Source organism: Rhizobium tropici CIAT 899, from assembly GCF_000330885.1.
GTDB lineage: Bacteria > Pseudomonadota > Alphaproteobacteria > Rhizobiales > Rhizobiaceae > Rhizobium > Rhizobium tropici.
In genome coordinates, this window is sequence record NC_020062.1 from 322497 (window position 1) to 348924 (window position 26428).

At 60.1% G+C, this 26428-nt stretch carries 22 protein-coding genes; 6 read left to right on the top strand and 16 right to left on the bottom strand.

Features of this window, described 5'->3' with window-relative positions; translation table 11 throughout:
- Positions 1-11: 11 nt before the first annotated feature.
- Positions 12-1796: a glyoxylate carboligase gene (gcl, locus tag RTCIAT899_RS23640; protein ID WP_015342323.1), complete on the bottom strand. Its 1785-nt coding sequence runs from the start codon at positions 1794-1796 to the stop codon at positions 12-14.
- 194 nt (positions 1797-1990) lie between these two features.
- On the opposite strand from gcl, the gene bhcR reads away from it, so the two are divergent.
- The gene (gene bhcR, locus RTCIAT899_RS23645) at positions 1991-2818 is read left to right on the top strand and encodes an HTH-type transcriptional regulator BhcR (RefSeq protein ID WP_015342324.1); all 828 of its coding nucleotides are present in this window, start codon (positions 1991-1993) and stop codon (positions 2816-2818) included.
- Between the two features lie 62 nt (positions 2819-2880).
- Here bhcR and guaD read toward each other — a convergent pair whose 3' ends face one another.
- Together guaD and RTCIAT899_RS23655 are read right to left on the bottom strand one after the other, a co-directional pair.
- Positions 2881-4224 (bottom strand): guanine deaminase, encoded by a 1344-nt coding sequence (gene guaD / locus RTCIAT899_RS23650; protein WP_015342325.1) that lies wholly within the window; start codon positions 4222-4224, stop codon positions 2881-2883.
- Positions 4221-5459, bottom strand: coding sequence for a urate hydroxylase PuuD (locus RTCIAT899_RS23655; protein ID WP_015342326.1), 1239 nt, complete (start codon positions 5457-5459; stop codon positions 4221-4223). The genes guaD and RTCIAT899_RS23655 overlap by 4 nt, the downstream gene beginning before the upstream one ends.
- Positions 5460-5601: 142 nt before the next feature.
- Between RTCIAT899_RS23655 and RTCIAT899_RS23660 the strand changes: the two genes are divergently transcribed.
- Complete coding sequence (locus RTCIAT899_RS23660) at positions 5602-6546, top strand: LysR family transcriptional regulator (RefSeq protein WP_015342327.1); 945 nt, start codon at positions 5602-5604, stop codon at positions 6544-6546.
- Here RTCIAT899_RS23660 and xdhC read toward each other — a convergent pair.
- Genes xdhC through uraH form a run of 4 tightly spaced genes read right to left on the bottom strand, consistent with a single transcriptional unit; the run spans position 6533 to position 11600 of the window.
- A complete protein-coding gene (gene xdhC / locus RTCIAT899_RS23665; RefSeq protein ID WP_015342328.1) occupies positions 6533-7384 on the bottom strand; it encodes a xanthine dehydrogenase accessory protein XdhC in 852 nt (283 codons plus the stop codon). The two genes, RTCIAT899_RS23660 and xdhC, sit on opposite strands and share 14 nt — an antisense overlap.
- Positions 7385-7388: 4 nt before the next feature.
- Positions 7389-9743 (bottom strand): xanthine dehydrogenase molybdopterin binding subunit, encoded by a 2355-nt coding sequence (gene xdhB, locus RTCIAT899_RS23670; RefSeq protein WP_015342329.1) that lies wholly within the window; start codon positions 9741-9743, stop codon positions 7389-7391.
- Positions 9744-9746: 3 nt separating this feature from the next.
- Entirely contained in the window at positions 9747-11231 is a 1485-nt protein-coding gene (gene xdhA / locus RTCIAT899_RS23675) for a xanthine dehydrogenase small subunit (RefSeq protein WP_015342330.1), read from the bottom strand.
- A gap of 3 nt (positions 11232-11234) precedes the next feature.
- On the bottom strand, positions 11235-11600 hold the full coding sequence (uraH, locus tag RTCIAT899_RS23680; protein ID WP_015342331.1) for a hydroxyisourate hydrolase: 366 nt from the start codon (positions 11598-11600) through the stop codon (positions 11235-11237).
- A 580-nt stretch (positions 11601-12180) separates the two neighbouring features.
- Between uraH and RTCIAT899_RS23685 the strand changes: the two genes are divergently transcribed.
- Positions 12181-12666, top strand: coding sequence for an ureidoglycolate lyase (locus RTCIAT899_RS23685; protein ID WP_041678129.1), 486 nt, complete (start codon positions 12181-12183; stop codon positions 12664-12666).
- A 148-nt stretch (positions 12667-12814) separates the two neighbouring features.
- On the opposite strand, the gene RTCIAT899_RS23690 is transcribed toward RTCIAT899_RS23685, so the two are convergent.
- The 7 genes from RTCIAT899_RS23690 to RTCIAT899_RS23720 all read right to left on the bottom strand — a co-directional run bounded on the left by RTCIAT899_RS23690 (position 12815) and on the right by RTCIAT899_RS23720 (position 21408).
- Complete coding sequence (locus RTCIAT899_RS23690; RefSeq protein WP_015342334.1) at positions 12815-14107, bottom strand: NCS2 family permease; 1293 nt, start codon at positions 14105-14107, stop codon at positions 12815-12817.
- Positions 14108-14550: 443 nt separating this feature from the next.
- Positions 14551-16203 (bottom strand): GMC oxidoreductase, encoded by a 1653-nt coding sequence (locus tag RTCIAT899_RS23695; RefSeq protein ID WP_015342335.1) that lies wholly within the window; start codon positions 16201-16203, stop codon positions 14551-14553.
- Between the two features lie 30 nt (positions 16204-16233).
- Complete coding sequence (locus RTCIAT899_RS23700) at positions 16234-17316, bottom strand: ABC transporter ATP-binding protein (protein WP_015342336.1); 1083 nt, start codon at positions 17314-17316, stop codon at positions 16234-16236.
- 4 nt (positions 17317-17320) lie between these two features.
- Positions 17321-18205: a carbohydrate ABC transporter permease gene (locus RTCIAT899_RS23705; protein WP_015342337.1), complete on the bottom strand. Its 885-nt coding sequence runs from the start codon at positions 18203-18205 to the stop codon at positions 17321-17323.
- The gene (locus RTCIAT899_RS23710) at positions 18205-19092 is read right to left on the bottom strand and encodes a carbohydrate ABC transporter permease (protein ID WP_015342338.1); all 888 of its coding nucleotides are present in this window, start codon (positions 19090-19092) and stop codon (positions 18205-18207) included. The genes RTCIAT899_RS23705 and RTCIAT899_RS23710 overlap by 1 nt, the downstream gene beginning before the upstream one ends.
- 70 nt (positions 19093-19162) lie before the next feature.
- Positions 19163-20395 carry an ABC transporter substrate-binding protein gene (locus RTCIAT899_RS23715; RefSeq protein WP_041678130.1) on the bottom strand — a complete coding sequence of 411 codons (1233 nt, stop codon included), beginning with the start codon at positions 20393-20395 and terminating at the stop codon, positions 19163-19165.
- A gap of 59 nt (positions 20396-20454) precedes the next feature.
- Positions 20455-21408, bottom strand: coding sequence for a sugar phosphate isomerase/epimerase family protein (locus tag RTCIAT899_RS23720; RefSeq protein ID WP_015342340.1), 954 nt, complete (start codon positions 21406-21408; stop codon positions 20455-20457).
- Positions 21409-21628: 220 nt separating this feature from the next.
- Between RTCIAT899_RS23720 and RTCIAT899_RS23725 the strand changes: the two genes are divergently transcribed.
- Positions 21629-22705 (top strand): LacI family DNA-binding transcriptional regulator, encoded by a 1077-nt coding sequence (locus RTCIAT899_RS23725; RefSeq protein WP_015342341.1) that lies wholly within the window; start codon positions 21629-21631, stop codon positions 22703-22705.
- 97 nt (positions 22706-22802) lie between these two features.
- On the opposite strand, the gene RTCIAT899_RS23730 is transcribed toward RTCIAT899_RS23725, so the two are convergent.
- Positions 22803-23345 carry a hypothetical protein gene (locus RTCIAT899_RS23730; protein ID WP_244441546.1) on the bottom strand — a complete coding sequence of 181 codons (543 nt, stop codon included), beginning with the start codon at positions 23343-23345 and terminating at the stop codon, positions 22803-22805.
- A gap of 272 nt (positions 23346-23617) precedes the next feature.
- Positions 23618-24562: a LysR family transcriptional regulator gene (locus tag RTCIAT899_RS23735; protein ID WP_015342344.1), complete on the bottom strand. Its 945-nt coding sequence runs from the start codon at positions 24560-24562 to the stop codon at positions 23618-23620.
- A gap of 130 nt (positions 24563-24692) precedes the next feature.
- Here RTCIAT899_RS23735 and RTCIAT899_RS23740 point away from each other — a divergent pair, with 130 nt between their 5' ends.
- Entirely contained in the window at positions 24693-25406 is a 714-nt protein-coding gene (locus RTCIAT899_RS23740; RefSeq protein WP_041678344.1) for a phosphoribosyltransferase family protein, read from the top strand.
- A 444-nt stretch (positions 25407-25850) separates the two neighbouring features.
- The gene (locus RTCIAT899_RS23745; protein WP_015342346.1) at positions 25851-26423 is read left to right on the top strand and encodes a hypothetical protein; all 573 of its coding nucleotides are present in this window, start codon (positions 25851-25853) and stop codon (positions 26421-26423) included.
- Positions 26424-26428: the final 5 nt, after the last annotated feature.

The window sequence follows — 26428 nt, forward strand, 5'->3', positions numbered from 1 at the left end:
TTATTTCTCCTTCAGTCCAGCAGGGCGAGGATTGCGGTTGGGGCATCCTCGCCACGTTCGGCAAGTTCCTCGAACTCGACGACCGCGTTGATGTCGGCGCCCATGGCGATGTTGGTGACGCGCTCCAGAATGAATTCGATGACGACGGGAACCTGATGCTCCGCCATCAGTTGCTTTGCGGTCGTGAACGCTTCCTGGAATTCGTTCGGGCTGCGTACCCGGATCGCCTTGCAGCCGAGCCCTTCGGCAACGGCGACATGGTCGACGCCATAGCCCGGCTCCGCATCGCCGGATGCGTTGATATTGTCGAAGGCGAGGCTGACCTCGAAATCCATGTTGAAGCCGCGCTGGGCCTGGCGGATGAGGCCGAGATAGGAATTGTTCACGACCACATGCAGGTAAGGAAGCTTGTGTTGCGCGCCGACCGCAAGCTCCTCGATGAGGAACTGGAAGTCGTAGTCGCCTGATAGCGCAACGATCGGGCGGTCCGGATCGGCGGCGCGCACGCCGAGCGCTGCCGGCAGCGTCCAGCCGAGCGGGCCAGCCTGGCCGCAATTGATCCAGTTGCGCGGCTTGTAGACATGCAGGAACTGCGCGCCGGCGATCTGGCTAAGCCCGATGGTCGAGACATAACAGGTGTCGCGATCGAAAGCCTTGTTCATCTCCTCGTAGACGCGCTGGGGCTTCAAGGGCGTCTGGTCGAAATGCGTCTTGCGCAGCATGGTGCGCTTGCGGTCGCGGCATTCCTCCGCCCAGGCCGACCAGTCGCGCAGCTCACCTGCGGTTTTCCATTCTGTTGCAACGTCGAGGAACAGCTTCAGTGCGGCACCCGCATCCGAGACGATGCCGAAATCGGGCGCAAAGACGCGGCCGATCTGGGTCGGTTCAATGTCGACATGCACGAAAGTCCGACCCTCGGTGTAGGTGGAGACGTTGCCGGTGTGGCGATTGGCCCAGCGATTGCCGACGCCGAGAACGAAGTCGGAGGCGAGCAGTGTGGCATTGCCGTAGCGATGCGAGGTCTGCAGCCCGCACATGCCGGCCATCAGCGGGTGATCGTCGGGGATCGTGCCCCAGCCCATTAGTGTCGGGATGACCGGAACGCCGGTGATTTCGGCGAATTCGACCAGCAGATCGGAGGCATCGGCATTGATGATGCCACCGCCCGCGACGATCAGCGGCCGCTCGGCAGCGTTCAGCATGGCGAGCGCCTTTTCGGCTTGTGCCCGCGTCGCCGACGGCCTGTAGGGCTCGAGCGAGGCGTAAGTTTCGATGTCGAACTCGATCTCGGCGAGCTGGACGTCAACGGGCAGATCGATGAGGACAGGGCCGGGACGGCCCGAGCGCATCGTATGGAACGCCTTTTGGAAGACGTAAGGGACGAGCGCCGGCTCCATGACGGTAACGGCCCACTTGGTGACGGGGGCCGCGATCTTGGCGATATCAACGGCCTGGAAGTCTTCCTTGTCGAGACGGGCGCGCGGCGCCTGGCCGGTGATGCAGAGGATCGGGATCGAGTCGGCCGAGGCCGAATAGAGGCCGGTGATCATGTCGGTGCCGGCAGGTCCAGACGTTCCGATGCACACACCGATATTGCCGGCTCGAGCCCGGGTATAACCCTCGGCCATATGGCTTGCGCCCTCGACGTGGCGGGCCAGCACATGGCGGATCGAGCCGCGCGCTTTCATCGCCGAGTAGAAGGGGTTGATCGCAGCGCCGGGAACGCCGAAGGCGCAATTGACGCCTTCCTTTTCCAGAACCAGCACTGCGGCATCGACTGCTCGCATCTTTGCCATGGGGTTTCCTCCGTTTCTGCATCGAAGGTACCGCATGGGGCAGTGAGTGCAATCATAAAATGGAAATCAATCCCATCATATGGAAATAAACATTTTCAACAAATCTGGAACAATCGAAGCGAAGCGGATATGTCATGAAGCCAAAGCGGGTGGCACCAAACTGCGCCACGCGCCTTCGGTCAAAAGTGAGCGGCATGGCGGAAAATCGGGAAAAGACGAGGGGCAGGCCGGGCCGAAAGCCGGCCGAGAATGCAGCGGCCTCGTCCGTGCAGGTGCTCGATCGCAGTCTGAAGCTGCTGGAGCTGGTGGCCGAAGCCGATGGCGCGGTTCTGACCGACCTTGCCGACAGATCGGCCATGGCGCCCTCCACGGTCCACCGGCTGCTGACCTCTCTCGCCCAGCACGGCATGGTGGCGCATGACGACGAAACCGGCGCCTGGACGATCGGGGTGAAGGCCTTCGAGATCGGAACGGCCTACTTGCGCTTCCGCAAGCTCGGCACCATCAGCCGGCCGTTTCTCAAGCAGCTGATGGAGGCATCCGGCGAGACCGCCAATATTGCCATCGAAGAAGATGGCGATGTCGTCTTCATCTCCCAGGCGGAAAGCCATGCGCCGATGCGCGCCTTCTTCCGCCCTGGCCGGCGCGGACCGATCCATGCTTCGGGTATCGGCAAGGCGATCCTTTCCACCTGGGCGGATAGCCAGATAGAGGCTTTGCTCGGGGAGCGTTCGCTCCAGCATTTCACCGATAAAACCCGTGATACGCTGCCCGTGCTGCTTACGGATATGGCCGAGATCCGCTCGCGCGGCTGGTCGATCGATGATGAGGAGCACACGCTCGGCATGCGATGCGTCGCGGCGCCGATCTTTGATGAATATGGCGAGGCCATTGCCGGTATCTCGATTTCAGGGCCGGCCGTGCGGCTGCCGGATGAAAGGGTTGCTGCGCTTGGCCCGGTCGTGCGCGCGGCAGCGGAAGAGTTGACGAAGGCGATGGGCGGACGGTCTAAGCGAACTTGAATGCCTACGCCGCCGTCTCCTATCCGGAGACGACGGCGCTACCGGTCCGCCACATTTATTGATCAGGCGAGCTGCAATTGCTCGCGTACGATCGTGTCCGCTTTCTTGCCCTTGGTCTTCATCGCCCTGCCGGCGACATAGACTTCGGCAACGCAGCGGTCGTCACCCATGGTCTGCAGGATAAAGAGCTCCTCAGCCAGCGACGTGGCAGTGCGCATGCGGAATTCCATGGCCGACTTGGCGCCGGAATCCAGCACGACGATATCGGCATCCGCACCCGCCTGCAGCGAGCCGATCTTTGTTTCCAAACCGAGCGTCAGGGCGTTGCCGCGCGTCATGCGATAGAAGGAATTGAACGGCGTCAGCCGCTGGCCCTGCAGATGCAGCACCTTGTAGGCCTCGTCCATCGTTTCCAGCATGGAGAAGCTGGTGCCGGCGCCAACGTCGGTCGCAACCGACCAGCGCGCGCCGAGCCTGTCGAATTCCGCGGCGTTAAAAAGCCCGGAGCCGAGGAAGAGGTTCGAGGTCGGGCAGAAGACGCCGACCGCGCCGGTTTCGGCGAGCACCGCGACTTCCCGTTCGCTCATGTGGATGCAATGGCCGAGCAGCATGCGGTCGTTGAGCAGGCTATAGCGGGCGTAGATATCCGTATAGTCCTTGGCCTCCGGGTAGAGAGAGGTGGCAAAGGCGATCTCGTCGCGATTTTCCGAGAGATGCGTCTGGACGTAGCAGTCCGGATGCTCGGCGACGAGCGCCTTGCTCATCTCCATCTGCTCAGGCGTCGAGGTGATGGCAAAGCGCGGGCTGATCGCATAAAGCGCGCGTCCGCGTCCGTGCCATTTCTCGATCAGATGCTTCGTTTCGTCATAGCCGCGCTGCGGCGTATCGCGCAGTGCGTCCGGCGCGTTGCGGTCCATCATCACCTTGCCGCCGATCATCAACATGCCGCGCGCTTCGGCTGCCGCGAAATAGGCATCGACGCTTTCGGGGTGCACCGAACAATAGGCGACGGCCGTCGTCGTGCCATTGGACAGAAGTTCGTCCATGAAACGGTCCGCCACTTCGGCCGCATGGGCAGCGCGGGCAAACTTCTGCTCCTCGACGAAAATATAGGTGTTCAGCCATTCGAGCAGCTGCGCACCATAGGAGGCGATCGCCTGCGTCTGCGGGAAATGGAGATGTGTGTCGATAAAGCCCGGCAGGATGAGATGCGGGCGGTGATCCGCGATTCCGACGCCGGCATCGGCCAGCCTGCGAATGTCGCCATAGACACCGATTTCCACGATCTTGCCATCGCGAACGAAGACAGCGCCGTCTTCGATATAGCGATAGGAGGTGGTATCGTCGATGCCTTTTGGCTCGGCGAGGAAGGTCAGCACGCGACCACGGATCAGGATTTCAGTCATTGGGTCTTCTCCCCATTGATGGCACTTTCGTACCAGGAGACGAGCAGGCGGCGCTCCTCGTCGGTAATATGCGAGGCGTTGGCCGGCGGCATGGCGTGGCTGCGGCCGGCCTGCAGATAGATTTCGCGGGCATGGGCGGCGATGTCGCGGTCGGTCTCGAAGACGACGCCCTTCGGCGGAGCGACGATCCCCTCCCAGCTCGGCTCCTTCGCATGGCACATGGAGCAGCGACCCATCACGGTATCGCGAACTTTGGGGAACGCCTCAGCCGTGACGAAAGGTTGCTGGATTGCGGAGATCTTTGTCACCGGTTCGCCGGTCAGGATCTTCGGCACTGTGGAAAGCCACATGATGATGATGAACAGGATGACGGTGGCAAGCCAGGTCCAGGTCGGGTTGCCGGCATTGGCGTGGCGGGTATTGAACCAGTGGCGGATCGTGACGCCCATCAGGAAGACGAGCGAGGCGATGATCCAGTTGAACTGCGTGCCGAACGCCAGCGGATAGTGGTTCGACAGCATCAGAAACAGCACCGGCAGCGTCAGGTAGTTGTTATGCGTCGACCGCTGCTTGGCGATCCTGCCGTATTTCGCATCCGGCGTACGCCCGGCAAGCAGGTCGGCGACGACGATCTTCTGGTTCGGGATGATGATGAAGAAGACGTTCGCCGACATGATCGTCGCGGTGAAGGCGCCGAGATGCAGGAAGGCGGCGCGGCCGGTAAACAGATGCGTATAGCCCCAGGCCACCGCGACCAGAATGAAATAGAGCGCCACCATCAGCCGCGTATTGTCGTTGCCGAAGGGCGATTTGCAGATCAGGTCGTATAGGAGCCAGCCGCCGGCGATCGAGCAGAGCGAAATGGCGATCGCCACAGGTTTGGAGACGTCAAGCACGGCCGGGTCGATCATGTAGAGGTCTGCGCCGGCATAATAGACGAGACAGAGCATGCCGAAGCCCGAAAGCCAGGTGACGTAGCTTTCCCATTTGAACCAGACGAGGTGATCAGGCATGTTGGCCGGCGCCACCAGATATTTCTGGATATGGTAGAAGCCGCCGCCGTGGACCTGCCACTCCTCGCCGTAGGCTCCCGGCGGCAGGGCGGGATGTTTCTTCAGGCCCAGGTCGAGCGCGACGAAATAAAATGACGAACCGATCCAGGCGATGGCCGTGATCACGTGCAGCCAGCGGACGGCAAAAGTCAGCCAGTCCCAGGCGATGGCATATTCATACATGGGAACTCCTCCCGATCTCTATTGGGAGTGTTTGCCATCGCTCGATTTTCTCGAAAATCCCGGTTAATCCGCCAACACTTTCAAAAAAATCTATAAGATGACCCCTGGTTTGTTCCGCGTGCCGATGTGGTAGAAAGGTGCCATGTCCTATCTCGATAATGTCCGTGTCTTCGTTCGCGTGGTCGAACTCGGTACCCTTTCGGCGGCAGGGCGCGACCAGCGCGTCACGCCTGCGGTTGCGAGCAACCGCATCAAGGAACTCGAGCGTCATCTCGGCGTGCGCCTCTTCAACCGCACGACGCGTAAGCTGTCGCCGACCGAACATGGCCGCGTCTTCTACGAAAAGGCAGTGAAGATCATCGAGGCTGTCAACGAAGCGGAAGCGGCGATCGCCGATCTCTCACGCAATCCGAAGGGCTCGCTGAGGATCACGGCGCCGCTCGGCATCGGCCGGCGGCTGATCGCGTCGGGCATTCCGGAGTTTCATGACAAATATCCAGATATCGAGGTGCGCGTCCGCCTGTCGGACCACAATGTCGATATCCTTGCCGAGGGCGTCGACGTCGCCTTCAAGCTCGGTGTCTTGGAAGATTCCAACCTGCGCATGCGCGGTATCCTCAACTGCGAGCGGGTGCTGTGCGCTTCGCCGGCCTATCTCGCGCGCCGCGGCGTGCCGCCGAGCGCGGATGCTCTAATTGCCGACAAACACGACTGTCTTCTGTTGCGCTATCCTGGCTCGAAGGAATATTACTGGACGCTGATGACGGCGGAAGGCCCCCGCAAATTCGAAGTCGCGGGCCCCTATGACAGCGATGACGGCGACGTGCTCACCCAATGGGCGCTGGAAGACCGCGGCATCATCAACAAGCCGCTGTTCGAGGTGAAGGCCTATCTGAAAGAAGGGCGGCTCGTCGAAATCCTGAAGGAGAGCCCTCCGGCTCCGGTTCAGCTTGCGGCCATCTATCCGCACAAGCGTTTCCAGGATCCGAAGGTCCGCCTGATGATCGATTTCATGGCGGAGCGCTGTCAGCGGCTGATCGGCAAGCTGCTCGAAGATGAGCCTGCCGCTATGGCTACGGGCGGTTAACGCTGCTCGCAAGCCTTGCATGATCCGCCGTCCAGCTCAGCGCCGCCGTCATGATCTCGGCGGCCGCCAGCGTAGCGATGACGGTCGGACGCTTGTCTTTCACAGCCGTTCCGCCGATCGGGCAGATGAGGCGATCGAAAAGCTCTGCCTGGCCGCTTTCACGCAACAGCCAGTTGCGGAAGGTGGCGCGCTTCGTCTTGGAGCCGATCATGCCGACATAAGCGGCATCCGAGCGCTTGAGCGCCTCTGCTGCAATCAGGAAATCGAGTGCGTGGTCATGGGTGAGGATGACGAAGCTGCTGCCGGCCGGCGCGTCGCGGACGACAGCCTCGGGCATGGCCGTGAGACAGGTCTCGACGCCCGGCAGGTTGGAGGCGACGAGCTCTTCTTCTCGCGTATCGACAAGCACCACGCGCAACGGTGCCAGCGAAAGCGCCATGGCAAGGGCATCGCCGACATGACCGGCGCCGAAAATATAGACGTGTGGGCGTGCGGCCATCTCGCGATCACTCCGAGCTATGAGATCATTCGCAAGCCTGGGGCTGAGGGCGGTAAAGGCAAGGCCAACCCGGCCGCCGCAGCACTGGCCGATCTCCGGGCCGAGCGGCACGTTCATCGGCTCTGCCGCAAGGCCGGAGCGCAGGGCCCGTCGTGCCTGGTCGATCGCCATATATTCCAGTGTGCCGCCGCCGATCGTCGCAAAGATCGCCCGTTCCGATACCAGCATCCAGGCATCCGCATCGCGCGGCGCGGAACCTGCGACCCCCGTCACCTCCACGAGCATCGATGCCGGTTCGCGGCGCAGGAAATCCCGAATATTTTCACGGGCGGCAGGCATGATCTTACTCCTTCTTCGCCGCTTTGAGGCGCTCGATCGCCATCAGCACCCGTTCGGGCGTTGCCGGCGCGTCGAGACGCGGGCAGATCTTGTGGTCGGCCACACTCGCCACGGCATCCGACAGGGCGTGCAGAACGGCAAGGCCGAGCGGCAGCGGCGGCTCGCCGACCGCCTTGGAACGATGGATCGTCGGCTCATAGGCCTCCGACCAGTCGGTCAATGTCACATTGAAGATCTTCGGGCGGTCCGATGCAAGCGGGATCTTGTAAGTGGAGGGCGCATGAGTGCGCAGCCGCCCCTTGCCGTCCCACCAGAGCTCTTCCGTCGTCAGCCAGCCCATGCCTTGAATGAAGCCACCCTCGACCTGGCCGATGTCGATGGCCTTGTTCAGCGAGCGGCCTGTATCGTGCAGGATATCGGTGCGTTCGACGACATATTCGCCGGTCAGCGTGTCGATCGACACTTCCGAGCAGGCAGCGCCATAAGCATAGTAGTAGAAGGCATGGCCGCGGCCGGCCTTGCGATCCCAATGGATCTTCGGCGTCTTGTAAAAGCCGGCGGCCGAAAGCTGGACGCGGGCCATATAGGCCTTCTTGACAAGATCGTCGAAGGACATCTCGCTGTCGCCGATCCGAACGCGGTTGGGCAGGAACGCTACCTGATCGCGGGGAACCTGATGGCTTTCTGCGGCAAAGGCGATCAGTCGTTCCTTGATCTGGCGCGCGGCGTTTTGCGCCGCCATGCCGTTCAAGTCCGCGCCTGAAGACGCCGCGGTCGGCGAGGTATTCGGCACCTTGGCCGTCGTCGTCGCGGTAATCTTCACCCGGTCGAGATCGATCTGGAATTCTTCCGCCACCACCTGCGCCACCTTCAGGTGCAGGCCTTGCCCCATCTCGGTGCCGCCATGGTTCATGTGCACGGAGCCGTCGCTGTAGACATGCACCAGCGCGCCGGCCTGATTCGATTCCGTCTTGGTGAAGGAGATGCCGAATTTGACCGGGGTCAGCGCGATGCCGCGCTTGACGATACGGCTCTTGGCGTTGAATTCGGCGATCGCCTTACGGCGCCCGGCGTAATCGGCGCTTTCCTCCAGTTCCGCAACGATGCGCTGGATGATGCAGTCCTCGACCTTCTGGTGATAGGGGGTGAGGTTGCGTTCGCCTTGAACGCCCATTGCGTCGTAGAAATTCAGCTTGCGGATGTCGAGCGGATCCTTGCCGACGGCGAAGGCCACCTCGTCGATAACGCGTTCGGCACCTACCATCCCCTGCGGCCCGCCGAATCCGCGGAAGGCGGTGTTGGAGACGGTGTTGGTATAGAGCGGCGCCGACTTCGCCTGCACATGCGGAAAGAAATAGGCATTGTCGCAATGAAACAGCGCACGATCACCGACCGGGCCGGAAAGGTCGGCCGAGAAGCCGGCTCGGAGCGCAAACGTATAGCCTACGGCCAAGATGCGGCCCTCGTCGTCAAAGCCGACATCGTAGTCGATGGCAAAATCATGCCGCTTGCCGGTCGCGACCATGTCCTCATCGCGGTCGAGCCGGACCTTGACGGCACGCTTCAGCTTTTTGGCGGCAATGGCTGCAATTGCGGCACACTGGTTTGCCTGCGTTTCCTTGCCGCCGAAGCCGCCACCCATGCGGCGAACCTCGATCGTGACGGCATTGCTCGGCACGCCGAGCGCATGGGCAACCATATGCTGCGTTTCGCTCGGGCCTTGGGTCGAGCAATAGACGACGACCTCGTCATCCTCGCCGGGCACGGCAAGCGAAACTTGGCCTTCGAGATAGAAATGATCCTGGCCGCCAAGCCGCATACGGCCCTTCACGCGACGCGGCGCATTCTCAAGGTTCTCCGCCGCATCGCCGCGCTTCAGCGTCAGCGGCGTGACCACCTGTCTGTGGGTCGAAACGTCGAGATCCCAGATGTCGATATCGGCAGGCAATTCCTCGTACTCGATCTTTGCCAGCCTTGCGGCGCGGCGAGCCTGCTCGCGCGTTTCGGCGATCACGCAGAAGATCGGCTGGCCGTGAAACTCGACCTTGCCGGCAGCAAGCACCGGGTCGTCGTTCATGTAGGAGGGCGAGATATCGTTGACGCCAGGCACGTCCTCATGGGTCAATACTGCAACGACGCCGGGGGCGGCATGCACTGTTGTCAGATCGATGGATTTCAGGATGCCGTGCGCAACGGTGGATAGGCCAAGCCCTGCATGCAGCGTTCCGGTCGGTTCGGTAATGTCGTCGATATAAACGGCGGCGCCGGAAACATGCTTGTGCGCGGAGTCATGACGAGGGCTGGTATGAACCCCGCCCACAATGCTTTCGGCCTTGATGTCTGAAGCGTGTTTGTTCATGGCCTATGCAGCCTCATATCTGGACACCTGAGCGGGTGCCGCACTGGAGGTCGTTTCCAGGTAGAAACGCAATAGAAGATTCTTCGCCGCGAGCGAACGGTATTCGGCGGTGGCACGCATATCGGTCAGCGGCGCGTAATCCTCGGCGTATTTTTCCATCGCCGCTTCCACCGTTGTCTCGTTCCAGGGCTGACCGAGCAATGCCTTTTCGACGGCAAAGGCTCGTTTCGGCGTGGCGGCCATGCCGCCATAGGCGATCCGGATATCGGCGACCATACCGTCGGCTGAAAGTGCCAGACGGAAGGCGCCGAGCGTGGCCGTGATGTCTTCGTCGCGGCGCTTCGTCACCTTGTAGACGGCGAACATTTCGCCTTTTGCCGGAACCGGAATATGCACGGCTTCGACGAACTCGCCGGGCCCGCGGTCCTGCTTGCCGTAGGCGATGAAGAAGTCCTCGAGCGGAATGGTGCGCCGGGCGGCGCCCTTGCGTAAGGTCAGCGACGCGTTGAGCGCGATCAAGGCGGGCGGCGTATCGCCGATCGGCGAACCGTTGGCGATGTTGCCGCCGATCGTTCCCATATTGCGCACCTGCTGGCCGCCGATGCGGGCAATCAGCGGCCCGAGAGCCGCGATATGCTCAGACAGCGTCGCGACCGCCTCCGAATAGGTGACGCCGGCGCCGATGGTGATAAGCCCGCCTTTCACCGCGATCGACTTCAACTCCTGCAGCCCGGCAATGAACACGACCGGCGTGATATCGCGCATGTGCTTGGTGACCCATAGGCCGACATCGGTCGAGCCGGCTACCACGGTTGCCGTCGGCGATGCCTCCAGAATCGAAGCGAAATCATCAAGGTTCGCGGGCGCTATCAGCCGATTCCGACCCTCGCCGATTTCGACTCGGGCACCGTCGGCAAGAGCCTTCAGCCGCGCAGTCATGGCTTCGCGCTCGACAAGCAGTGGATCGCTCTCGGTCCCGCCATAGCTGGAAATGGAACGCGCTGCACGCAGAATCGGCTCGTAGCCGGTGCAGCGACAGAGATTGCCCTGCAGCGCCGTTTCGATCTGCTGATCCGTCGGGTTGGGCGTCTGCATCCAAAGCCCGTAGAGCGACATGACAAAGCCCGGTGTGCAGAAACCGCATTGCGAACCGTGGAAATCGACCATGGCCTGCTGCACCGGATGCAGGCGGTCGTCGCTGGCTGCCAGATGTTCGACGGTGACGACATGACAGCCATCGAGCGAGCCGAGAAAGCGAATGCAGGCATTGACCCCTTCATAGACGAGGCCACCTGCCGGTGTCAGCCGTCCCACAAGCACGGTGCAGGCGCCGCAGTCGCCTTCGGCGCAGCCCTCCTTCGTACCCTTCAAGGAGCGGCAGAGACGCAGCCAGTCGAGCAACGTCTGGTCGGGTGCGACGTCGCTCAGAACGACGTCCTCTCCGTTGAGAATGAAACGAAGTTCCGAGCGGATTGTCATGGGCGCCATGGTTCAGCTCCCGCGATAGGTGGAATAGCTGTAGGGCGAAAGGAGGAGCGGCACATGGTAATGCGCACCTTCATCGGCGAGACCGAAACGGATCGGGATGATGTCGAGAAACATCGGGCCTTCCGATGTGCGACCAAGATAGTCCCCGGCATGAAAGCGCAGCTCGTAGGTGCCGGTCTTCATGGCTTCGTCAGTCAGCAGCGGCGCATCGCAGCGCCCGTCATCATTGGTCTCGGTAGATTTCAAGAGGTGCAGTTCATCGCCGTCGATCCGGTAGAGATCGATGCGCAAGCCCTCAGCTGGCTTGCCGCGCGCCGTGTCCAGCACGTGGGTCGTGAGCCGGCCGGCTCCAGGCGAATGAGGCTGCATGCTTTATCTCCCGAACGAAGTTCTCGTGTTCCACTATCTGTCAGGCTTATTCCCCTGAAAAGCAGTTGTAACGTTCGAGACTTTCAAATTTTCCAGGGGGAATGGCGCGCGCGATTTGCGGTTAGACATTGGGTATCGAAAACGTTTGGAGGAACGTTTCATACGATGTCGCGGTGGGACGGATGAGCTCGGCCTGTGCACTTCGCATCCACTGAGGCGGCGAAATACGTGCCGATATCGCGATATGCATTTCATGAAAAGGCAGGTTTCCGTTGGTCTCGTTGCATGATGGAAATGATGCGTGCGTCGATTTTCGGCTGGCCCTAATGGGTATCGGTTCGAGACGCTTGGCTGCAGAAAAGCCTTGCCGCAGCTAGCGGGAAACAGATGCCGCGCTCTTCGCGATCAGCGTCGGTAGTGATCGACCATGGAAATAGCCGCGGCATGGCGGCTGCCGGAGTGCCAGCCGCGCTCCGGTCGATTTCTGCTGTCCGCACCGCGGCTCAAGCATCGAACCCAAGCTAATATCTCGTCGATCGAGGAAGAGGTGATTTCGGAGAATGGAAACGGGAGACCATGGATGAAAGTAATCGAAATTCAACCGCTGACGAGAGCCGCATTCGCGCCTTTCGGCGATGTGATCGAAATGGAGGGTGCGCACAGCTACCCCATCAATGCCGGCAAATGCGTTCGCTATCACGACCTCGCAAAGGTGGAAGCGATCGGCGAGGAGGTGAGAACGATGATTAGCTGGTTGCGCGGCGAGCCCTATGCACTGCCGTTGGAATTGAAGATGGTCGAGAGGCATCCTCTCGGCAGCCAGGCCTTTGTGCCGCTGTCCGGCCATCCTTTCCTCGTCGTTGCGGCGCCGCAGACGGACAATGGTCCGGGCGAGCCGATGGCGTTCCGCACCAGGCCCGGGCAGGGGGTCAACATCTGGCGCAACGTCTGGCATGGCATCTTGACGCCCCTTGACGGCATCTCCGACTTCATCGTCGTCGATCGCGGCGGCAAGGGCGTCAATCTCGAGGAGCATTTCTATGAGGAGACGTTTTTGATCCGCTGAAAGGAGCTGGGACCGGTTTGGATATTGGAAGGGGCGCTGCCATCGCAACGCCCCTTATTTGCTAGGGCAAATTCCCGTTTTCACCAGCCCAAATGCAGAAAGACCGGGTCAACTAAGAGAATGACCCGATCTTGCATTTATACCTGTGTCAATCCGCGAAGAAGGCGAAGCGCACGACAAACAGGGCGGCGACGATCTGCGTTGCCGGATGCAGCATCGACCAGCGGCCGGTGAAGACCTTCACGGCGACATAGGTGATGAAGCCGAAGGCAAGGCCGTTGGCGATCGAATAAGTGAAGGGCATTGCGAGTGCCGTGATTGCCGCCGGTGCCGCTTCGGTCAGGTCATCCCATTCGATCTCGGTCAGCTCGCGCATCATCAGGCCGGCGACGTAGAGCAGCGCCGGAGCGGTCGCATAGGCCGGAACGGAAGCTGCGAGCGGCGAGAAGAACAAGGCCGCGATGAAGAGGGCGGCGATCGTGATTGCCGTCAGGCCCGTACGGCCGCCAGCCTGAACGCCCGAAGCGCTTTCCACGAAGGCCGTCGTGCTGCTGGTGCCCATCAGCGAGCCGGCGACAATGGCGGCGCTGTCGGCAAGCAGAGCCCTGCTCAACCGGTTCGGCTTTCCTTCCTGGATCAGGTTCGCTCGTTTGGCGATACCAATCAGCGTCCCGGTGGCGTCGAAGACTTCGACAAGCACGAAGACGAGGATGATGTGGACCAAGCCGCCATGGAGGGCGCCGACGATGTCGAGCTGCAGGAGGGTCGGCATGATGGATGGCGGCGCCGAAACGATGCCATGAAACTGGCTGACGCCGAAGATCCAGGAGAGAACGGTGACGGCGAGAATGCCAATGAGGATCGAACCTCTGACCTTCAACGCATCCAGAACGGCGATGATGAAGAAACCGAGAATTGCGAGAAGAGGGCCGGTCTGCTTCAGGTCGCCGAGGCCGACGAGGGTCACTTTGTTGGCGACGACGATGCCGGCGTTCTTCAGCGCGATGATCGCCAGGAAGAGACCGATACCCGCGGCAATCGCGCTTCTCAGCGAATGCGGAATGCCGGCAATCAGCCAGCTGCGCACGCCGGTCACCGTCAATAGGACGAAGATGGAACCGGAAATGAAGACCGCGCCGAGCGCCTGCTGCCAGGTAAAGCCCAGAGCCGAAACCACGGTGAAAGCGAAGAAGGCATTGAGCCCCATGCCAGGTGCCATGCCGATCGGCCAATTGGCGACGAGGCCCATGACGATCGAACCCAGCGCGGCTGCGAGACAGGTGGCGACAAAGACCGCATTGCGGTCCATGCCAGTCGTCGACAGAATGTCGGGATTGACGAAGATGATATAGGACATCGTCAGGAACGTCGTCACGCCGGCGATGAGTTCGGTGCGCACGGACGTGCCGTGCTCACTCAATTTGAAAAGTCGTTCAAGCATTGTTCCTCCCTAAGCGTTCCCGACGCTCGTGAAATCATGGGGCTTGCCTCGCATCCCTCCAGATGCGGGCCGCGAGAAGCGGCTTTCAACGCTTCTTGGCGAGGGGGATTGTGCGCTTTTAATGGCTTTGCGCGCTAGAGCCGGATTTCCCCGCAATTCGCGAAAGACCTTCTAGATTTTCAAGCTATTTCGGCGCGAATTTCTTCCGATCTCGGAACCGCCAGCTGATGGTCGAAGCCATCGCTCCGTCCTGAGTAACCGCGCGATGCAGCGGAGGCCAGAAGAGATGCATGATATCTATCGCGGCAAGGTGAGAAAGCCAAACTATTTCTGTCGGATGGGGAAACCTGCCCAGACGGCGGCCATGGAGTGACGCGGCGAGCCTTCATATCTAAAATGGAGGCCGACCTAAGTTGTGATGCTAATTCGAACGGAGCGCCCGATCAAAGTTGTCCGGCGCGATATTGATCGGCAATGTTCCTGCAGGCGCGGATGGTCAGGGCCATCACGGTGAGCGTGGTGCCGGCAATACCGCTGCCTGGAAAGGCGGAAGCATCCGTCACGAGCAGGTTGGGGACATCCCAGCTCTGACTATGGGCATTGAGGACGGATTCCTTGCTGGAGGTCCCCATGCGTGCGCCGCCGGTTTCGTGGATGGCAGCGCCCATACACATGGTCTTGCGGAACCATGTGCGGAACATGAAGCGGCTGAATGGATCGGCATCGGGAAAGGCGCCACGGCCCATCTCCCTAAGACCGGTGGGCGAGCCGATGAATTCCAACTCGCCGCCGACGCCGCGCACCATGTCGATCAGCACTTCTTCCTGCCGGCGCAGCAGGGCATGTTCCTCCTCGCCCATAACGCACCGGATGTGGGGCACCGGAATCCCCCAGGCATCCTTGCGCCCAGCATCGAGCATGATGCGATTGTCGGCATAGGGCAGCATGCGGCCGAAGCCGAAGAAGGCCAGCCGCGAAGGCTCGTCATCCGGTGTCGGCGCTCGGCCGATGCTTCCCTGATAGTCGAAATCGTCGCGGCCGGCGTCGCCCTCTCCAAAGCGTGGGACGAAGATACCGCCGGATGGATTGTAGAAGGGATCGACAGGCGCGGAATCATCGGCCGCCCATCCCTTCGCCTTGGAGAAGGAGCCGAAGGCAAGGCATGGCAGCTGATCCATGAAATAGCGCCCGAGTGCCCCCGAGCTGTTGCCAAGCCCATGCGGATGGCGAGCGCTGGACGAATTGAGAAGCAGCCGCACGCTTTCGATCGGCGACGCCGAGAGCACGACGATGGCGGCGCGGGCGGTTTCGACCTTTCCAGTCGCGCGATCGATGAACTCGGCACCTGTCGCCCGGCCGCCGGCATCGTCGGTGGTAATACGGCGCACGATGGCATCATGGCGGATCGTCAGCCGTCCGGTCGCCAATGCCTCGCGCAGTGGCTTCGGCGTACGCTCGGCATCGGGTGCGATATAGCGCCAGGAAACCACATGCCGCTTCGGCCAGCGTTCTTCGACTTCCGTCTTGAAGATTTCTTCGGCCGGCGTCAGCTTTGCCGGATGGGCGTAGACGCCGTCGGGCAATGTCTCCACGCCATCCTCGTTGCCATAAAGGCCAAGGCTGGTTTCGACCTCGGCATAAAAGGGCGCGAGCTCGTCATAGGAAACCGGCCAATCGACACCCTTGCCGGTCTTCGAGCGGATCTTGAAATCATCGTCCGTCCAGCGCAGCAGCACCCGGCCAAAGCTGTGCAGGCGGCCTCCGCCCTGACGGCCGCGTATCCACAGGAAGGGCGCATCCTTCGGCGTCGAATACGGGTTCTTGCGATCGTTGACGAAGAAATGGCTGAAGCGCTCGGTAAAGAAGGCGGCGCGCGCTTGGATGGGCTGGCCCTTCAGCGTGGCGCGTGCACGCTCCCAGATATTGATGCTGCTTGCCGGCGCCTTCTTGCGATTCGGATCGAAATCCTTCTGGGTCACGGCTGGGCCGGCTTCGAGCAGCAATACCGACAGCCCTTGGGCGGTCAATTCCTTGGCGGCGAAGGAGCCGGCGGCGCCGGAGCCGATTACCAGCGCGTCGTAGACAGTCTGAGACATGGATAATTTCCGTATGCTGTGAAAGTGGTCTTAAAGGCGGGCGCCATCAGCGCCAAAGAGGGAGGCTTTGGCGATATCGAGGCCGGGCGTGATCGCCGCACCCGGCTGCAGGGCGGCATCTCCCATGATGCGGTAGGAGAGGCTTTGGCCTGCCCAGTCGAACCACAGCACGGTATCGGCGCCCATCGGTTCGACGACCGAGACGGTGCCGGGAATCGTGGACCAACCCGCGTCCGCACCATTCGGCGCGATATGCTCCGGCCGGATGCCGAGCGTCGCGGGACCTGCCTTGGTGGCGCTGAGGAAAGGATAGCCCGCTAGATCGATGGCAAGCCCGTTGCTTTCGAATACCGGTGCGTTCGCCTTCAAAACAATCTCGCCCTCGATAAAGTTCGTCGCCGGTGCTCCGATGAAGCCGGCGACGAAGAGATTGGCGGGGCGATGGTAGATTTCGGACGGGCTGGCGAGCTGCTGGATCACGCCGTCCTTCATGATGGCGATGCGATCGGCAAGGGTGAGCGCCTCGACCTGATCATGCGTGACATAGATCATCGTGTTGCCGAGGCTCTGGTGCAGCTTCTTGATCTCGACGCGCAGCTCGCTGCGCAGCTTGGCATCGAGATTGGAGAGCGGCTCGTCGAACAGGAATACGTTGACCTCACGCACAAGGGCGCGGCCGATGGCGACACGCTGGCGCTGGCCGCCCGACAATTCCGAGGGCCGACGGTCGAGCAGCTTGTCGAGGTGCAGAAGCGAAGCCGTGCGGGCGATGCGCGCCTCGATCTCAGCCTTGGGAAGACCCGCCACGCGCAGACCGAAGGAGAGATTCTTGCGCACCGACATGCGGGGATAGAGCGCATAGGACTGGAAGACCATGCCGATGCCGCGATCCTTCGGTTCTGCCCAGGTGACGTTCTTGTCCGATATCCAGATTTCGCCGTCGCTGATGTCCTGCAGGCCGGCAATGGAGTTGAGCAGGGTCGACTTTCCGCAGCCGGAGGGCCCGAGCAGCACGAGAAATTCGCGCGGAGCGATGTCGATTGACATCTTGTCGATGACGGTGTGATCGCCATAGGCGATCTTGAGATCTTTGACCGAGACGGCAGGCTGCATGGCGTTACCCCTTGACGGCGCCGGCGGCGACACCACGCAGGAACCAGCGGCCGGAGAAGAAATAGATGGCGAGCGGAACGACGGCAGTCAGAATGGTGGCGGCCATGTTCACATTGTAGGCGCGCTCGCCCATGGTGGTGTTGACGATGTTGTTGAGCTGCACCGTCATCGGCAGATTGTCGCGCCCGGCAAAGACCAGGCCGATCAGAAAGTCGTTCCAGATGCCGGTAAACTGGAAGATCGAGGCGACGACGATCATCGGCACCGACATGGGCAGCATGATCTCGATGAAGATCCGCCAGAAGCCGGCGCCGTCGACGCGGGCCGCCTTGCAGAGCTCCTCGGGAATGGCGACGAAATAGTTGCGGAACAGCAGCGTCACCAGCGGCAGGCCGAAGATCACGTGAACGAGAACCACGCCTGCGACCGAATTATAAAGACTGAGATTGGCGAGCAGCCGCACCAGCGGATAGAGGAAAATCTGGTAGGGGATGAGGCCGCCGGCCATCAGAAGCCCAAACAGCAGGTTCGAACCTCTCGGCCGCCAGAAGGAGAGGGCATAGCCGTTGATCGCGCCGATGAGGACGGAAATCGCCACGGCCGGCACGGTGATCTTGACCGAATTCCAAAAGCCGATGCGCACACCCAGGCATTGGGTACCCATGCAGGCGCCCGACCAGGCGGTTTTCCACGCGTTGAAGTCGACGATATCAGGCAAGGCGAAGATGCGGCCCTGGCGGATCTCCTCCATCGACTTCAACGAGGTGACGAGCATCGTGTAGAGCGGCAACAGGAAGAAGAGTGCAGACAGGATAAGAAAGGTATAGAGCCCAATTTGGCCGGCCGTCAGCCGTGATGGCTTGGGCCCCCGAGGGTGAAGAGTCGCCATCAATGTGCTCCTCTTCTTCTGGCGCGCATGGCGAGCGCATAGCGAAATGGTGCAACGGCCATGACGACCGAAAGCACGAGCACGGTGGCGCCGGCACTCGCAAGGCCGAGGTTCTGGCGCTCGAAGAGATTGTCCATGATGAATTTTGCCGGCACTTCGGTCGAGTAGCCGGGGCCGCCGCCGGTCTGCGCGACGATGAGGTCATAGGTCTTGATCACGCCCATGGAGAGCAGCATGCCCGATGCGGCAAGCGCAGGTCCAAGCTGCGGCAGGATGATCGAGGTATAGATGCGCCAGACCGGAATGCCGTCGATCTGCGCTGCTTTCCATTGCTCCTCGCCGATCCCGCGCATGCCTGACAGTGCGATGACCATGACGAGGCCAGCACCCTGCCAGACGCCGGCAAAGACCACCGTGTAGATCGCCATGTCGCGATTGACGATCCAGTCGAAGACGAAGCTCTGCCAGCCGAGCGCCCTGACCGTCGCCTGAATGCCGAAGGTCGGGTTCAGCATCCACTGCCAGATAAGGCCGGTGACCACGAAGGACATGGCATAGGGATAAAGAAAGATGGTGCGAAATACGCTCTCGAAGCGGACCTTGCGATCGAGCGCTGCGGCAAGCACGAAGCCGAGAGCAAGGCAGCCGGCGACATAGAGAACGCCGAAGATCAGCACATTTTCCAGCGATGCCAGCCATCGCGATGTCCGGAACAGCTTGGCATATTGGGCAAAGCCGACATAGTTGGACGACGGGAAGATGGTCGAATCCGTGAAGGACAGGCGCACCGACCAGACCATGGTGCCGATATAGACGAAGATCGCGGCAATCCATGTCGGAAGCAGGGCAAAGGTCGCAGCAAGGGGACGTCTGCGCTTGGCTTGCATCAGCAAACTTTCTCGAAAGGATGGGCGGAGCCGATCGACAGGGGACTCAGACGATCGGCTTGCTGGAAGGCTATTCGAAGATCGCGAAGAACTTCTCAGCACCTGAGGCGCTGTCCTCGGACGGATTGGTCCAGAACTCGTCGACGAAGTCGTTGAGGGCGCCGGCCTGCTGCGGCGAAAGGATCAGAGCCTGATCAGGCACGATCTTGCCGGCTGTCATCAGCTCAAGGCCTTTTTGCGCGCAGACGTCGAGCTTCGATTTGTCGACGTCGGTGCGCATCGGCACCGAGCCCTTCTTCAACGAGAATTCAACTTGCACGGCCGGATCCATGGCGACTTCGGCGAGCAGGACCTGTCCCTTTTGTGCGGCCGCGTCGGCGATCTTCGGGAAGGAGAAGGAGTCGGCGACGTAAACCATGCCCGGCGATTGCGGTACGAGCATGCAGCCATAGTCCTTGCCGAGCTCTTTGCCAGCCGCAACGAATTCACCCTTGGCCCAGTCGCCCATGAACTGCACGCCGGCCTTGCCGGTGATGACCATGGCGGTCGCGTCGTTCCAGTTGCGGCCCGCCGCCCCTTCATCGACATAGGCGCGGAGCTTGCCGAGGATATCCAGCGTCTTCTTCACGCCTGCCGTCGAGACGTCACCCTTGTCCTTATCGACATAGATCTTGAGGAAGCCGTCAATGCCGACCTGGGTCAGCAGGATCATGTTGAAGACCTTGGACTCCTGCCAGGATTGGCCACCCCAGGCGACGGGCTGAATGCCGGCGGCTTTCAGCTTGTCCAGTGCTACGAAGAATTCGTCCCAGCTCTTCGGCTCGTCGCCGACACCGGCCTTGGCGAAGGCATCCTTGGAGTAAAAGACCCAGCTCTCACCATGCGCGCCGGTCGGAGAGAGGTAGACCTTGCCGTTATAGGAGATGAGGTCGTAGATCGATTTCGGCAGGACATCGGCCCATTTGCCGGTTTTTGCCACATCATCGATCGGGTTCATAAGTCCCTGACTGACGAAATCGGTGTTGGCAAGGCCGAGCACGGCCTGCTTGGCAGTCGGCGGGTCGCCCGCAACCAGACGGTTCTGAAAAGCCGCGTCAGCTGCTCCGAAGCCGGCAATGGAAGAGTCTTTCCAGGTGCCACCGCGTTTTTCGAACTCCTGTTTGACGACGCCGAGGGCAGCGGCCTCGCTGCCTGATGTCCAGGAGGTCATCACCTCGGCCTGCGGCTTGTCTTCCGCATGGGCAGAGGTGGAGGCCGTAACGAGTGCGGCTCCCATCAATAGCAATTTCACTGTATTTTTCATCGTTCCACCTCTTCAGGAAAGCCCTCTTGGCGGGGCTATTCGTTTTCGGATTTTTGGTATCAGCGATAGATCGGCAAGAGCGCCTGTCTGACCAGCGTCAGGCCGTTGGCGATATCGCCGACCGGATCGGGCGCTGCATCCAGCTCGAGAATGGCCCAGCCTTCATAGCCACGGTCACGCAGTAGTCTGGCCCAGCCCGGCCAGTCGACCCGGCCGAGGCCGAAGCCACAGAAATAGGGGCGATGGCGGTCATGGATATGTTCGTCGATGACCGTGTCGGCGGGCATCGGACCCAGCGCATCCTTCCAATGGGCGATGATGACGCGCTCATGGTGCCGGTCGACGAGCTGCAGCGGATCGGAGCCCGCAACGATGATGTGCGCCGTATCCGGGCACATATGCACGTAAGCGGGATCGGTCAGCAGCATCAGCAGATCGACATCGCGCGCTGCCGCGAAGATCGAATGCGCCTCGGTGTGGAGAGCGAGCCGCACACCCTTGGCGTAGAGGGCGGCACCGAGGCGATTGAGGAAATCGGCAATTTTTCGCGCCTGCTCGAAATCGAAGAATCGCACCGGCTGAGCGCCGAGCGTCTGGCGAAGCGGCGCACCGATGACCATGACATCGCTGCCGCACGCCTTGAGGAATTCGGCATATTTTTCGGCCTTGTCGATGATGGCGGCCTGCGCTGATGCCTCGGTGAAATCGCCGGCGGCTTCGAGCTCGGCAAAGAAGCCGCTCGCAAGCGTCAGCCCACGCCTGGAAAGCTCGGCCGCGAACTTGTCGACCGAACCATAGGTCTTCGTCGCATCCTGCCAGTTGAAGGGCGAGAAGGTCAGCTCCACGCCGGTAACGCCGGAGGCTTGTACGGCATCCAGTATCCTGTCCCAGAAAGCGCGCGGCTCGTTACGCGATAGCGCGATGATGCCGTCATAATCCTCTACGCCCCAAAATCCGGGGTGGAAAAAGGTGACGAGATCGACACCAAAGCGCAGCCGTTCCGTAGAGGTCATGGGACTATCCATTGTTAAGGCATGGAAGATCGCTCGCGGAGCCATGGCCCACGACAAATAATCCATAATGATTTCAATGCGCTATAATTGGCAAACGTTTGCCGTGCCTGAATAGTAGACAAGTCGTTTTTTTATGCAAGCGATTTTTGGCAAACGTTTGCTAAACGGCTGGGATTGCCGTAGCATCCCGTGCGATGGGCATTGGGAAGGGCGCCAAAAGGTGAAGAATAACAAGGATCTGCCGGCGGAAGAGCATTCCGGCCCTCTGATGGCAGATGTCGCTCGGTTGGCAGGCGTCGCGATCTCCACGGTGAGCCGGGCGCTCGCCAATCCCGGCCGCGTCAACGAAAAGACGCGCGCCAAGATCGACGCTGCAGCCAAGCAGCTCGGCTATACGCCCAATGCCATGGCGAGAGGGCTTCGTGTCGGCAAATCCAATGTCGTCATGATCATTCTGCCGGGCTCGCTCTACTATGGTGTCTCGCAGGTCATTCCCCTGGTTCTGCAGGGGATAAACCGCTCCCTGAGCCAGAATGGCTACCATTTGATGATTGCCAACCTCGATCGCGACGAGGCTTCGGAGCGCCATATCCTCGATCTGGCTTTCGGAGGCACGGTGCGTGGCGCCATCATTCTCTCCTCGGATCTGCCGGTCCATGGCGGTCGGTCATTGAAGGATTCCGCTCTGCCGATTGTCTCGCTTTTGTTCGACATGAGCCACGCAGCCCTGCCGAGTGTCGTAACCAATGATCGGCAGGCCGTTCGCGATGCCACGGCCCAATTGATCGCTCTCGGCCACCGGCGTTTCCTTTATCTTGCCGGTCCCGAGGGCAATTACCATGACCGAGAACGCTATTTGGGTGCCGTTGAAGCGCTTGTCGCTGCGGGTCTGCCGGAGACGGCGATCGTCAGGTCCGGCGGTAGCCTTGATTATCAGCATGGTTTCCAGATCGGCGTCGCTGCGGCGGCGGAATTTGCCGATCTCATCTTGAAGCCCACGGCCGTCATTGCCACCAGCGACGACATGGCGATTTCTTTCATGAGCTGCGTTCAACGCATGGGGTGGAAAATTCCGGCGGATCTTTCCATTGTGTCCTTCGACGGCGCCCCGGTCTGTGAATATTCGCTGCCGCCGCTGTCGACCATCGAACAGCCGGTCGAGGAAATGGGTCAGATGGCCGTGAGCTTGCTGATGGAACGGATCGACGCGCTGGATAAGGCAGCGGCCCTTCGTCATGTCATCGAAAGCAAGCTTATTCGGCGCGAAAGCTTTGGCCCGGCGCCGTCAAATGCTTAGGGACAGCTCTGCATTTTTCATCCGGGCGTAAAAGAGCCGCAGCTACAGGGACATCATTATAGTGAATTACAGCGAGAGCACCGACGTTCTCGCCCGCTCACCGTATGATATTCGGAATGGAGCGTTCGATCCGGACATCCAGGCGGATGACACGGGTGCTGAGCATTTGAGATTCGCGCAAGGTCTCGAAAACAGGCAGGAAAACCGGACGGATGATGGTAAACCACGAAGCGACATCATCGATACCGGCGCTGACACTTGCGGCCGCGCCGCTTTCATCCCTGCCAGCGATCAAAAGATTACCGGCCAGTGGCGAGGAGTGCCCCTTCAAATCCGTAACGCTCGAAAGGCCGTCGATAAGACCATTGTTATCGGTATAGAGAAGATGCGCATCCTCGATGCTGATAACAGCGACCTTGCTGGCTCTCACCAACTTGCGGATGTACTCGGTATGGTTGCCGGCGGGAAGCATCACCGTGCGAATGGTTCCATCAACCGGATTTAAAAGATACGATTTGGCTTCGGGCCGGGAAATTTCTTCAGTTTGCTCTTCGACAAAGCGCGGTTCCAGCGCAGGGAGGAGTCGCAGCTTTGTTCGCGCTCTCCCCTGGGATCCAGATCGGCCATAGTTATCCGTCATTCACCGTTCCCTTGCCACATCGAGAATTAGCATCGGAAGAGACAGGGCCTTATAGGCGCGAGATTATGCAACTTTTGCAAGCATCAAAATTCGCTCGGTGTGTTGCCTTTTCTTCAACGGGAGAGCGGTTCTCCATCTCCTGCGTTCGAATAATTTCACGGAGATAGTCATGAGACTCGCGGCCTCGCTACATGCCACTTAAGGAAGAGGATGATCAGGGGAAAGTCAGGTGGCAGTGTGGATAAGCAGTGTCTCGCCTCGATAGGGAACGGCTATTCAAACGCATTGGTCGATGTTTTTCCATTTTGAAGAGAAATCTCATCGAGATACTTCTCAAAGTATCTGCGCGCAATGATTGAAGTCATCGAGAGACTGCGCTTGGGATCGACGATCAGAGAAAGCACCATTGGCGGTAAGTCGTTGTCCGCTATGCGGGCGTAGTGCAATCCAACTTCTGGGGCGAGAGGCCTGCCGGCTGGCATGGCCGTCACGCCGAAACCGCAGCCCTCACGGACCATGGAGCGCATGAGCGACAGGCTATTGGTGGTCAAGATTGGCTGAAAGCGGATGTCGATACGGGCAGCGGCGATATCGACGATATCCCTCAGGTGGCTACTTGTGTCGGGTACAATTGTCGGCTTCTTGAAGAATTCGTCTATGGATATGCTGTCGGGCTGTTCAAGGTGGGAATTTCCCGGCAGCATGGCAATGAGATGAAAGTCGGCGGAACGCGTGACGACGACTCCCGGCAAGGGCAGGGGGCTGAAGGTTAGGCCGAAGTCTGCGCCTCCATCCCTAACCAGCTGCCGCACACGGTCGGAATCCTCCACGGCGATCGCATTGCGGATACGAGGATGATCCTTCGTGAACCGCGCGATCACTGCGGGCAGGAAATCGGGCACCGCTTCTTGTGACGAGGCTATTTTCACCTCGCCGCGGCGAAGTCCTTTCAGCTCCTCGATTTCGGATTTGATGCGGGAAAGGTCCTTATTCCATTCCCTATAGCCATTGACGAGCAATTCGCCCGCTGATGTCAGTCGCATGCCGCGAGGCAGGCGCTCGAAGAGAGTGACGCCAAACTCCTCCTCGGCGCTGATGAGCTGTTTGTTGATCGCTGAAGCCGATACGTTCAGCTTTTCGGCGGCCTTTCTGATCGAGCCGTGATTGGCGATCTCGTCGAGGTAATGCGCGAAGCGGGAAAACAGGAGCCTGCTCATTCGGAGCTATACCTCGTTGAAGAAAAGGAAACATACCAGACGAATTTTGTTGGTTGTAAAAATCGTGCGATCTGGTGTCTATTAAGACGAGAATTTGAATGCAAACAATGTGCCAAAAAAGGCCGCAGGCATGTATCTTGAGACTTCTCAAACCTATCGGGTACAGGTTGCGGGCGAAAATTTCAGCCTGCCGATCGTCCGGCTGAGCGAGCGGCGCGCGATCGCATTGCTGATGGTAATCGATATGGGGATCCGGTTTGGAGATCTCGTCGGCGATGCCCTTGCCCGTCATTTCGCGCAGTTGAAACCCGATATTGTCGTCGGCAGCGCTACTTTGGGCGTGCCGGTCGCCATAGAGGTTTCGCGGCGCCTCGGTATCGATCAATATGTCATCTTGCAGAAATCGCCCAAGTTTCATCTTGCCGACGCCTTGGTCGAGGATGTCCGTTCCATCACGACCGCCGTGCCGCAGCGTCTCCTGCTCGATCGCCGTTCGATAAAGCTGCTTCAAGGCAGACGCGTCCTTGTTGTCGACGATGTTATCGCAACCGGTTCCAGCATGGCGGCTGCACTGAGGCTGGTGCGCCGTGCAGGCGCAAACATCATTGGCGCCGGCGCCATTCTGACCGAGGGTCATGCCTGGCGGAATTTGCTGGGCGATGACGCCCGTCTCGTGACCAGCCTGGGACATATTCCACAGTTCGATATTGTCGATGGGGTGGCGACGCCCGATATCGTCACCGAAAAGGACGCTTGGACGGATGATCGGGCTTCGCCTGGCAAGAATTTGACGCAGTTCCAGCGAAGACGCGCGGCAATCCAAAAGAGCGCAGCAGGGATGTAGGCAAGTCGCCGATCCCTAGCATGGCTATCTTGATGCAGCCGGTCCATGATGCGCACGAATAGATTGGCCGATCGATGTCCCCTATGCTAGGTCATGTTTATATGCAATCTGAAATGGTTTTTACGAACGGAAACACGCATAGTCACTCAATTCTTGGAAAAGGTTTTTCTGTGAGCCGGCAATCGATCCCCATTTCGATTTCAATTCGGTTGCTTCGCGATCTTCGTTTCAAAAACTCATCCAAGCCTCTGAAGTTCGAGACGTACTGTAACTGAGGTTGGCAGGTGGCGTGTTCACACTGCCTTTCATGATCGGATGGGCGATTATCCGAGCAAGTGCATGCATTATAGATGAAGCGCGTCCCTGCGCTTGAATGGTCGCGGAGAGCCTCTCAGCCGGTTCTCCGGCAATTTTTGGAAATTACTTTTTAAAGGAACCAAAATCATGCAGCCAGCGAGCATGTCACAAACTGACGGCAATACACTCTTTCCCATCGTCCTCTCGATCGTTGCGGCAGCCGCGACCGGTGTGCTTTGGGCCTATGCCAATCCGATCCAACTCGTGCCGGGGATCATTCAGTGGCGCATTTTCGCCTTCCTGCCGCCAGTGATCGGCATTCTGCTCGGCTGGCGCAGCGGCTTCATCTGCGGCTATCTCGGCACCATTGTCTGGTCGCTTCTTGCCGGCACGTTCATACCCGCCCATTCGCTTATTGTTGATGGCATCATGGTCGGTCTGACCGGTCTCGTGCCGGGGCTCTTCTTCGATCCTGCCAAAACGGTCTTCGATCGCGCCACGCTGATCAAGATTGCCGTCGTCTGCCTTGTCATCGGGCTGATCATGGTGGCGGCGGTGTCGGCAAGCCTTGCCTATCTCGGCATTTTCCCGTTCTGGTGGGGCTTCGGCTATATCGGCCTGTCCGACATCGTCCCGATGGTCGTCGGCACGCCGCTTCTGATCATCCCGGCGCTGAAAATTCTGAAGAGTGCTCATCCTTCCGGTTTCAAGCGTTTCTGAACCCG

What these genes read in the sequence shown, in the direction of transcription:
- RTCIAT899_RS23700 (WP_015342336.1), bottom strand. Translation starts at nt 17,316, where the DNA reads ATGCAGCCTGCCGTCTCGGTCAAAGATCTCAAGATCGCCTATGGCGAT.
- RTCIAT899_RS23690 (WP_015342334.1), bottom strand. Translation starts at nt 14,107, where the DNA reads ATGCTTGAACGACTTTTCAAATTGAGTGAGCACGGCACGTCCGTGCGC.
- xdhA (WP_015342330.1), bottom strand. Translation starts at nt 11,231, where the DNA reads ATGGCGCCCATGACAATCCGCTCGGAACTTCGTTTCATTCTCAACGGA.
- RTCIAT899_RS23730 (WP_244441546.1), bottom strand. Translation starts at nt 23,345, where the DNA reads ATGACGGATAACTATGGCCGATCTGGATCCCAGGGGAGAGCGCGAACA.
- RTCIAT899_RS23660 (WP_015342327.1), top strand. Translation starts at nt 5,602, where the DNA reads ATGTCCTATCTCGATAATGTCCGTGTCTTCGTTCGCGTGGTCGAACTC.
- bhcR (WP_015342324.1), top strand. Translation starts at nt 1,991, where the DNA reads ATGGCGGAAAATCGGGAAAAGACGAGGGGCAGGCCGGGCCGAAAGCCG.
- guaD (WP_015342325.1), bottom strand. Translation starts at nt 4,224, where the DNA reads ATGACTGAAATCCTGATCCGTGGTCGCGTGCTGACCTTCCTCGCCGAG.
- RTCIAT899_RS23740 (WP_041678344.1), top strand. Translation starts at nt 24,693, where the DNA reads ATGTATCTTGAGACTTCTCAAACCTATCGGGTACAGGTTGCGGGCGAA.
- xdhC (WP_015342328.1), bottom strand. Translation starts at nt 7,384, where the DNA reads ATGCCTGCCGCCCGTGAAAATATTCGGGATTTCCTGCGCCGCGAACCG.
- gcl (WP_015342323.1), bottom strand. Translation starts at nt 1,796, where the DNA reads ATGGCAAAGATGCGAGCAGTCGATGCCGCAGTGCTGGTTCTGGAAAAG.
- RTCIAT899_RS23715 (WP_041678130.1), bottom strand. Translation starts at nt 20,395, where the DNA reads ATGAAAAATACAGTGAAATTGCTATTGATGGGAGCCGCACTCGTTACG.
- RTCIAT899_RS23695 (WP_015342335.1), bottom strand. Translation starts at nt 16,203, where the DNA reads ATGTCTCAGACTGTCTACGACGCGCTGGTAATCGGCTCCGGCGCCGCC.
- RTCIAT899_RS23745 (WP_015342346.1), top strand. Translation starts at nt 25,851, where the DNA reads ATGCAGCCAGCGAGCATGTCACAAACTGACGGCAATACACTCTTTCCC.
- RTCIAT899_RS23655 (WP_015342326.1), bottom strand. Translation starts at nt 5,459, where the DNA reads ATGTATGAATATGCCATCGCCTGGGACTGGCTGACTTTTGCCGTCCGC.
- RTCIAT899_RS23710 (WP_015342338.1), bottom strand. Translation starts at nt 19,092, where the DNA reads ATGCAAGCCAAGCGCAGACGTCCCCTTGCTGCGACCTTTGCCCTGCTT.
- xdhB (WP_015342329.1), bottom strand. Translation starts at nt 9,743, where the DNA reads ATGAACAAACACGCTTCAGACATCAAGGCCGAAAGCATTGTGGGCGGG.
- RTCIAT899_RS23720 (WP_015342340.1), bottom strand. Translation starts at nt 21,408, where the DNA reads ATGACCTCTACGGAACGGCTGCGCTTTGGTGTCGATCTCGTCACCTTT.
- uraH (WP_015342331.1), bottom strand. Translation starts at nt 11,600, where the DNA reads ATGCAGCCTCATTCGCCTGGAGCCGGCCGGCTCACGACCCACGTGCTG.
- RTCIAT899_RS23705 (WP_015342337.1), bottom strand. Translation starts at nt 18,205, where the DNA reads ATGGCGACTCTTCACCCTCGGGGGCCCAAGCCATCACGGCTGACGGCC.
- RTCIAT899_RS23735 (WP_015342344.1), bottom strand. Translation starts at nt 24,562, where the DNA reads ATGAGCAGGCTCCTGTTTTCCCGCTTCGCGCATTACCTCGACGAGATC.
- RTCIAT899_RS23685 (WP_041678129.1), top strand. Translation starts at nt 12,181, where the DNA reads ATGAAAGTAATCGAAATTCAACCGCTGACGAGAGCCGCATTCGCGCCT.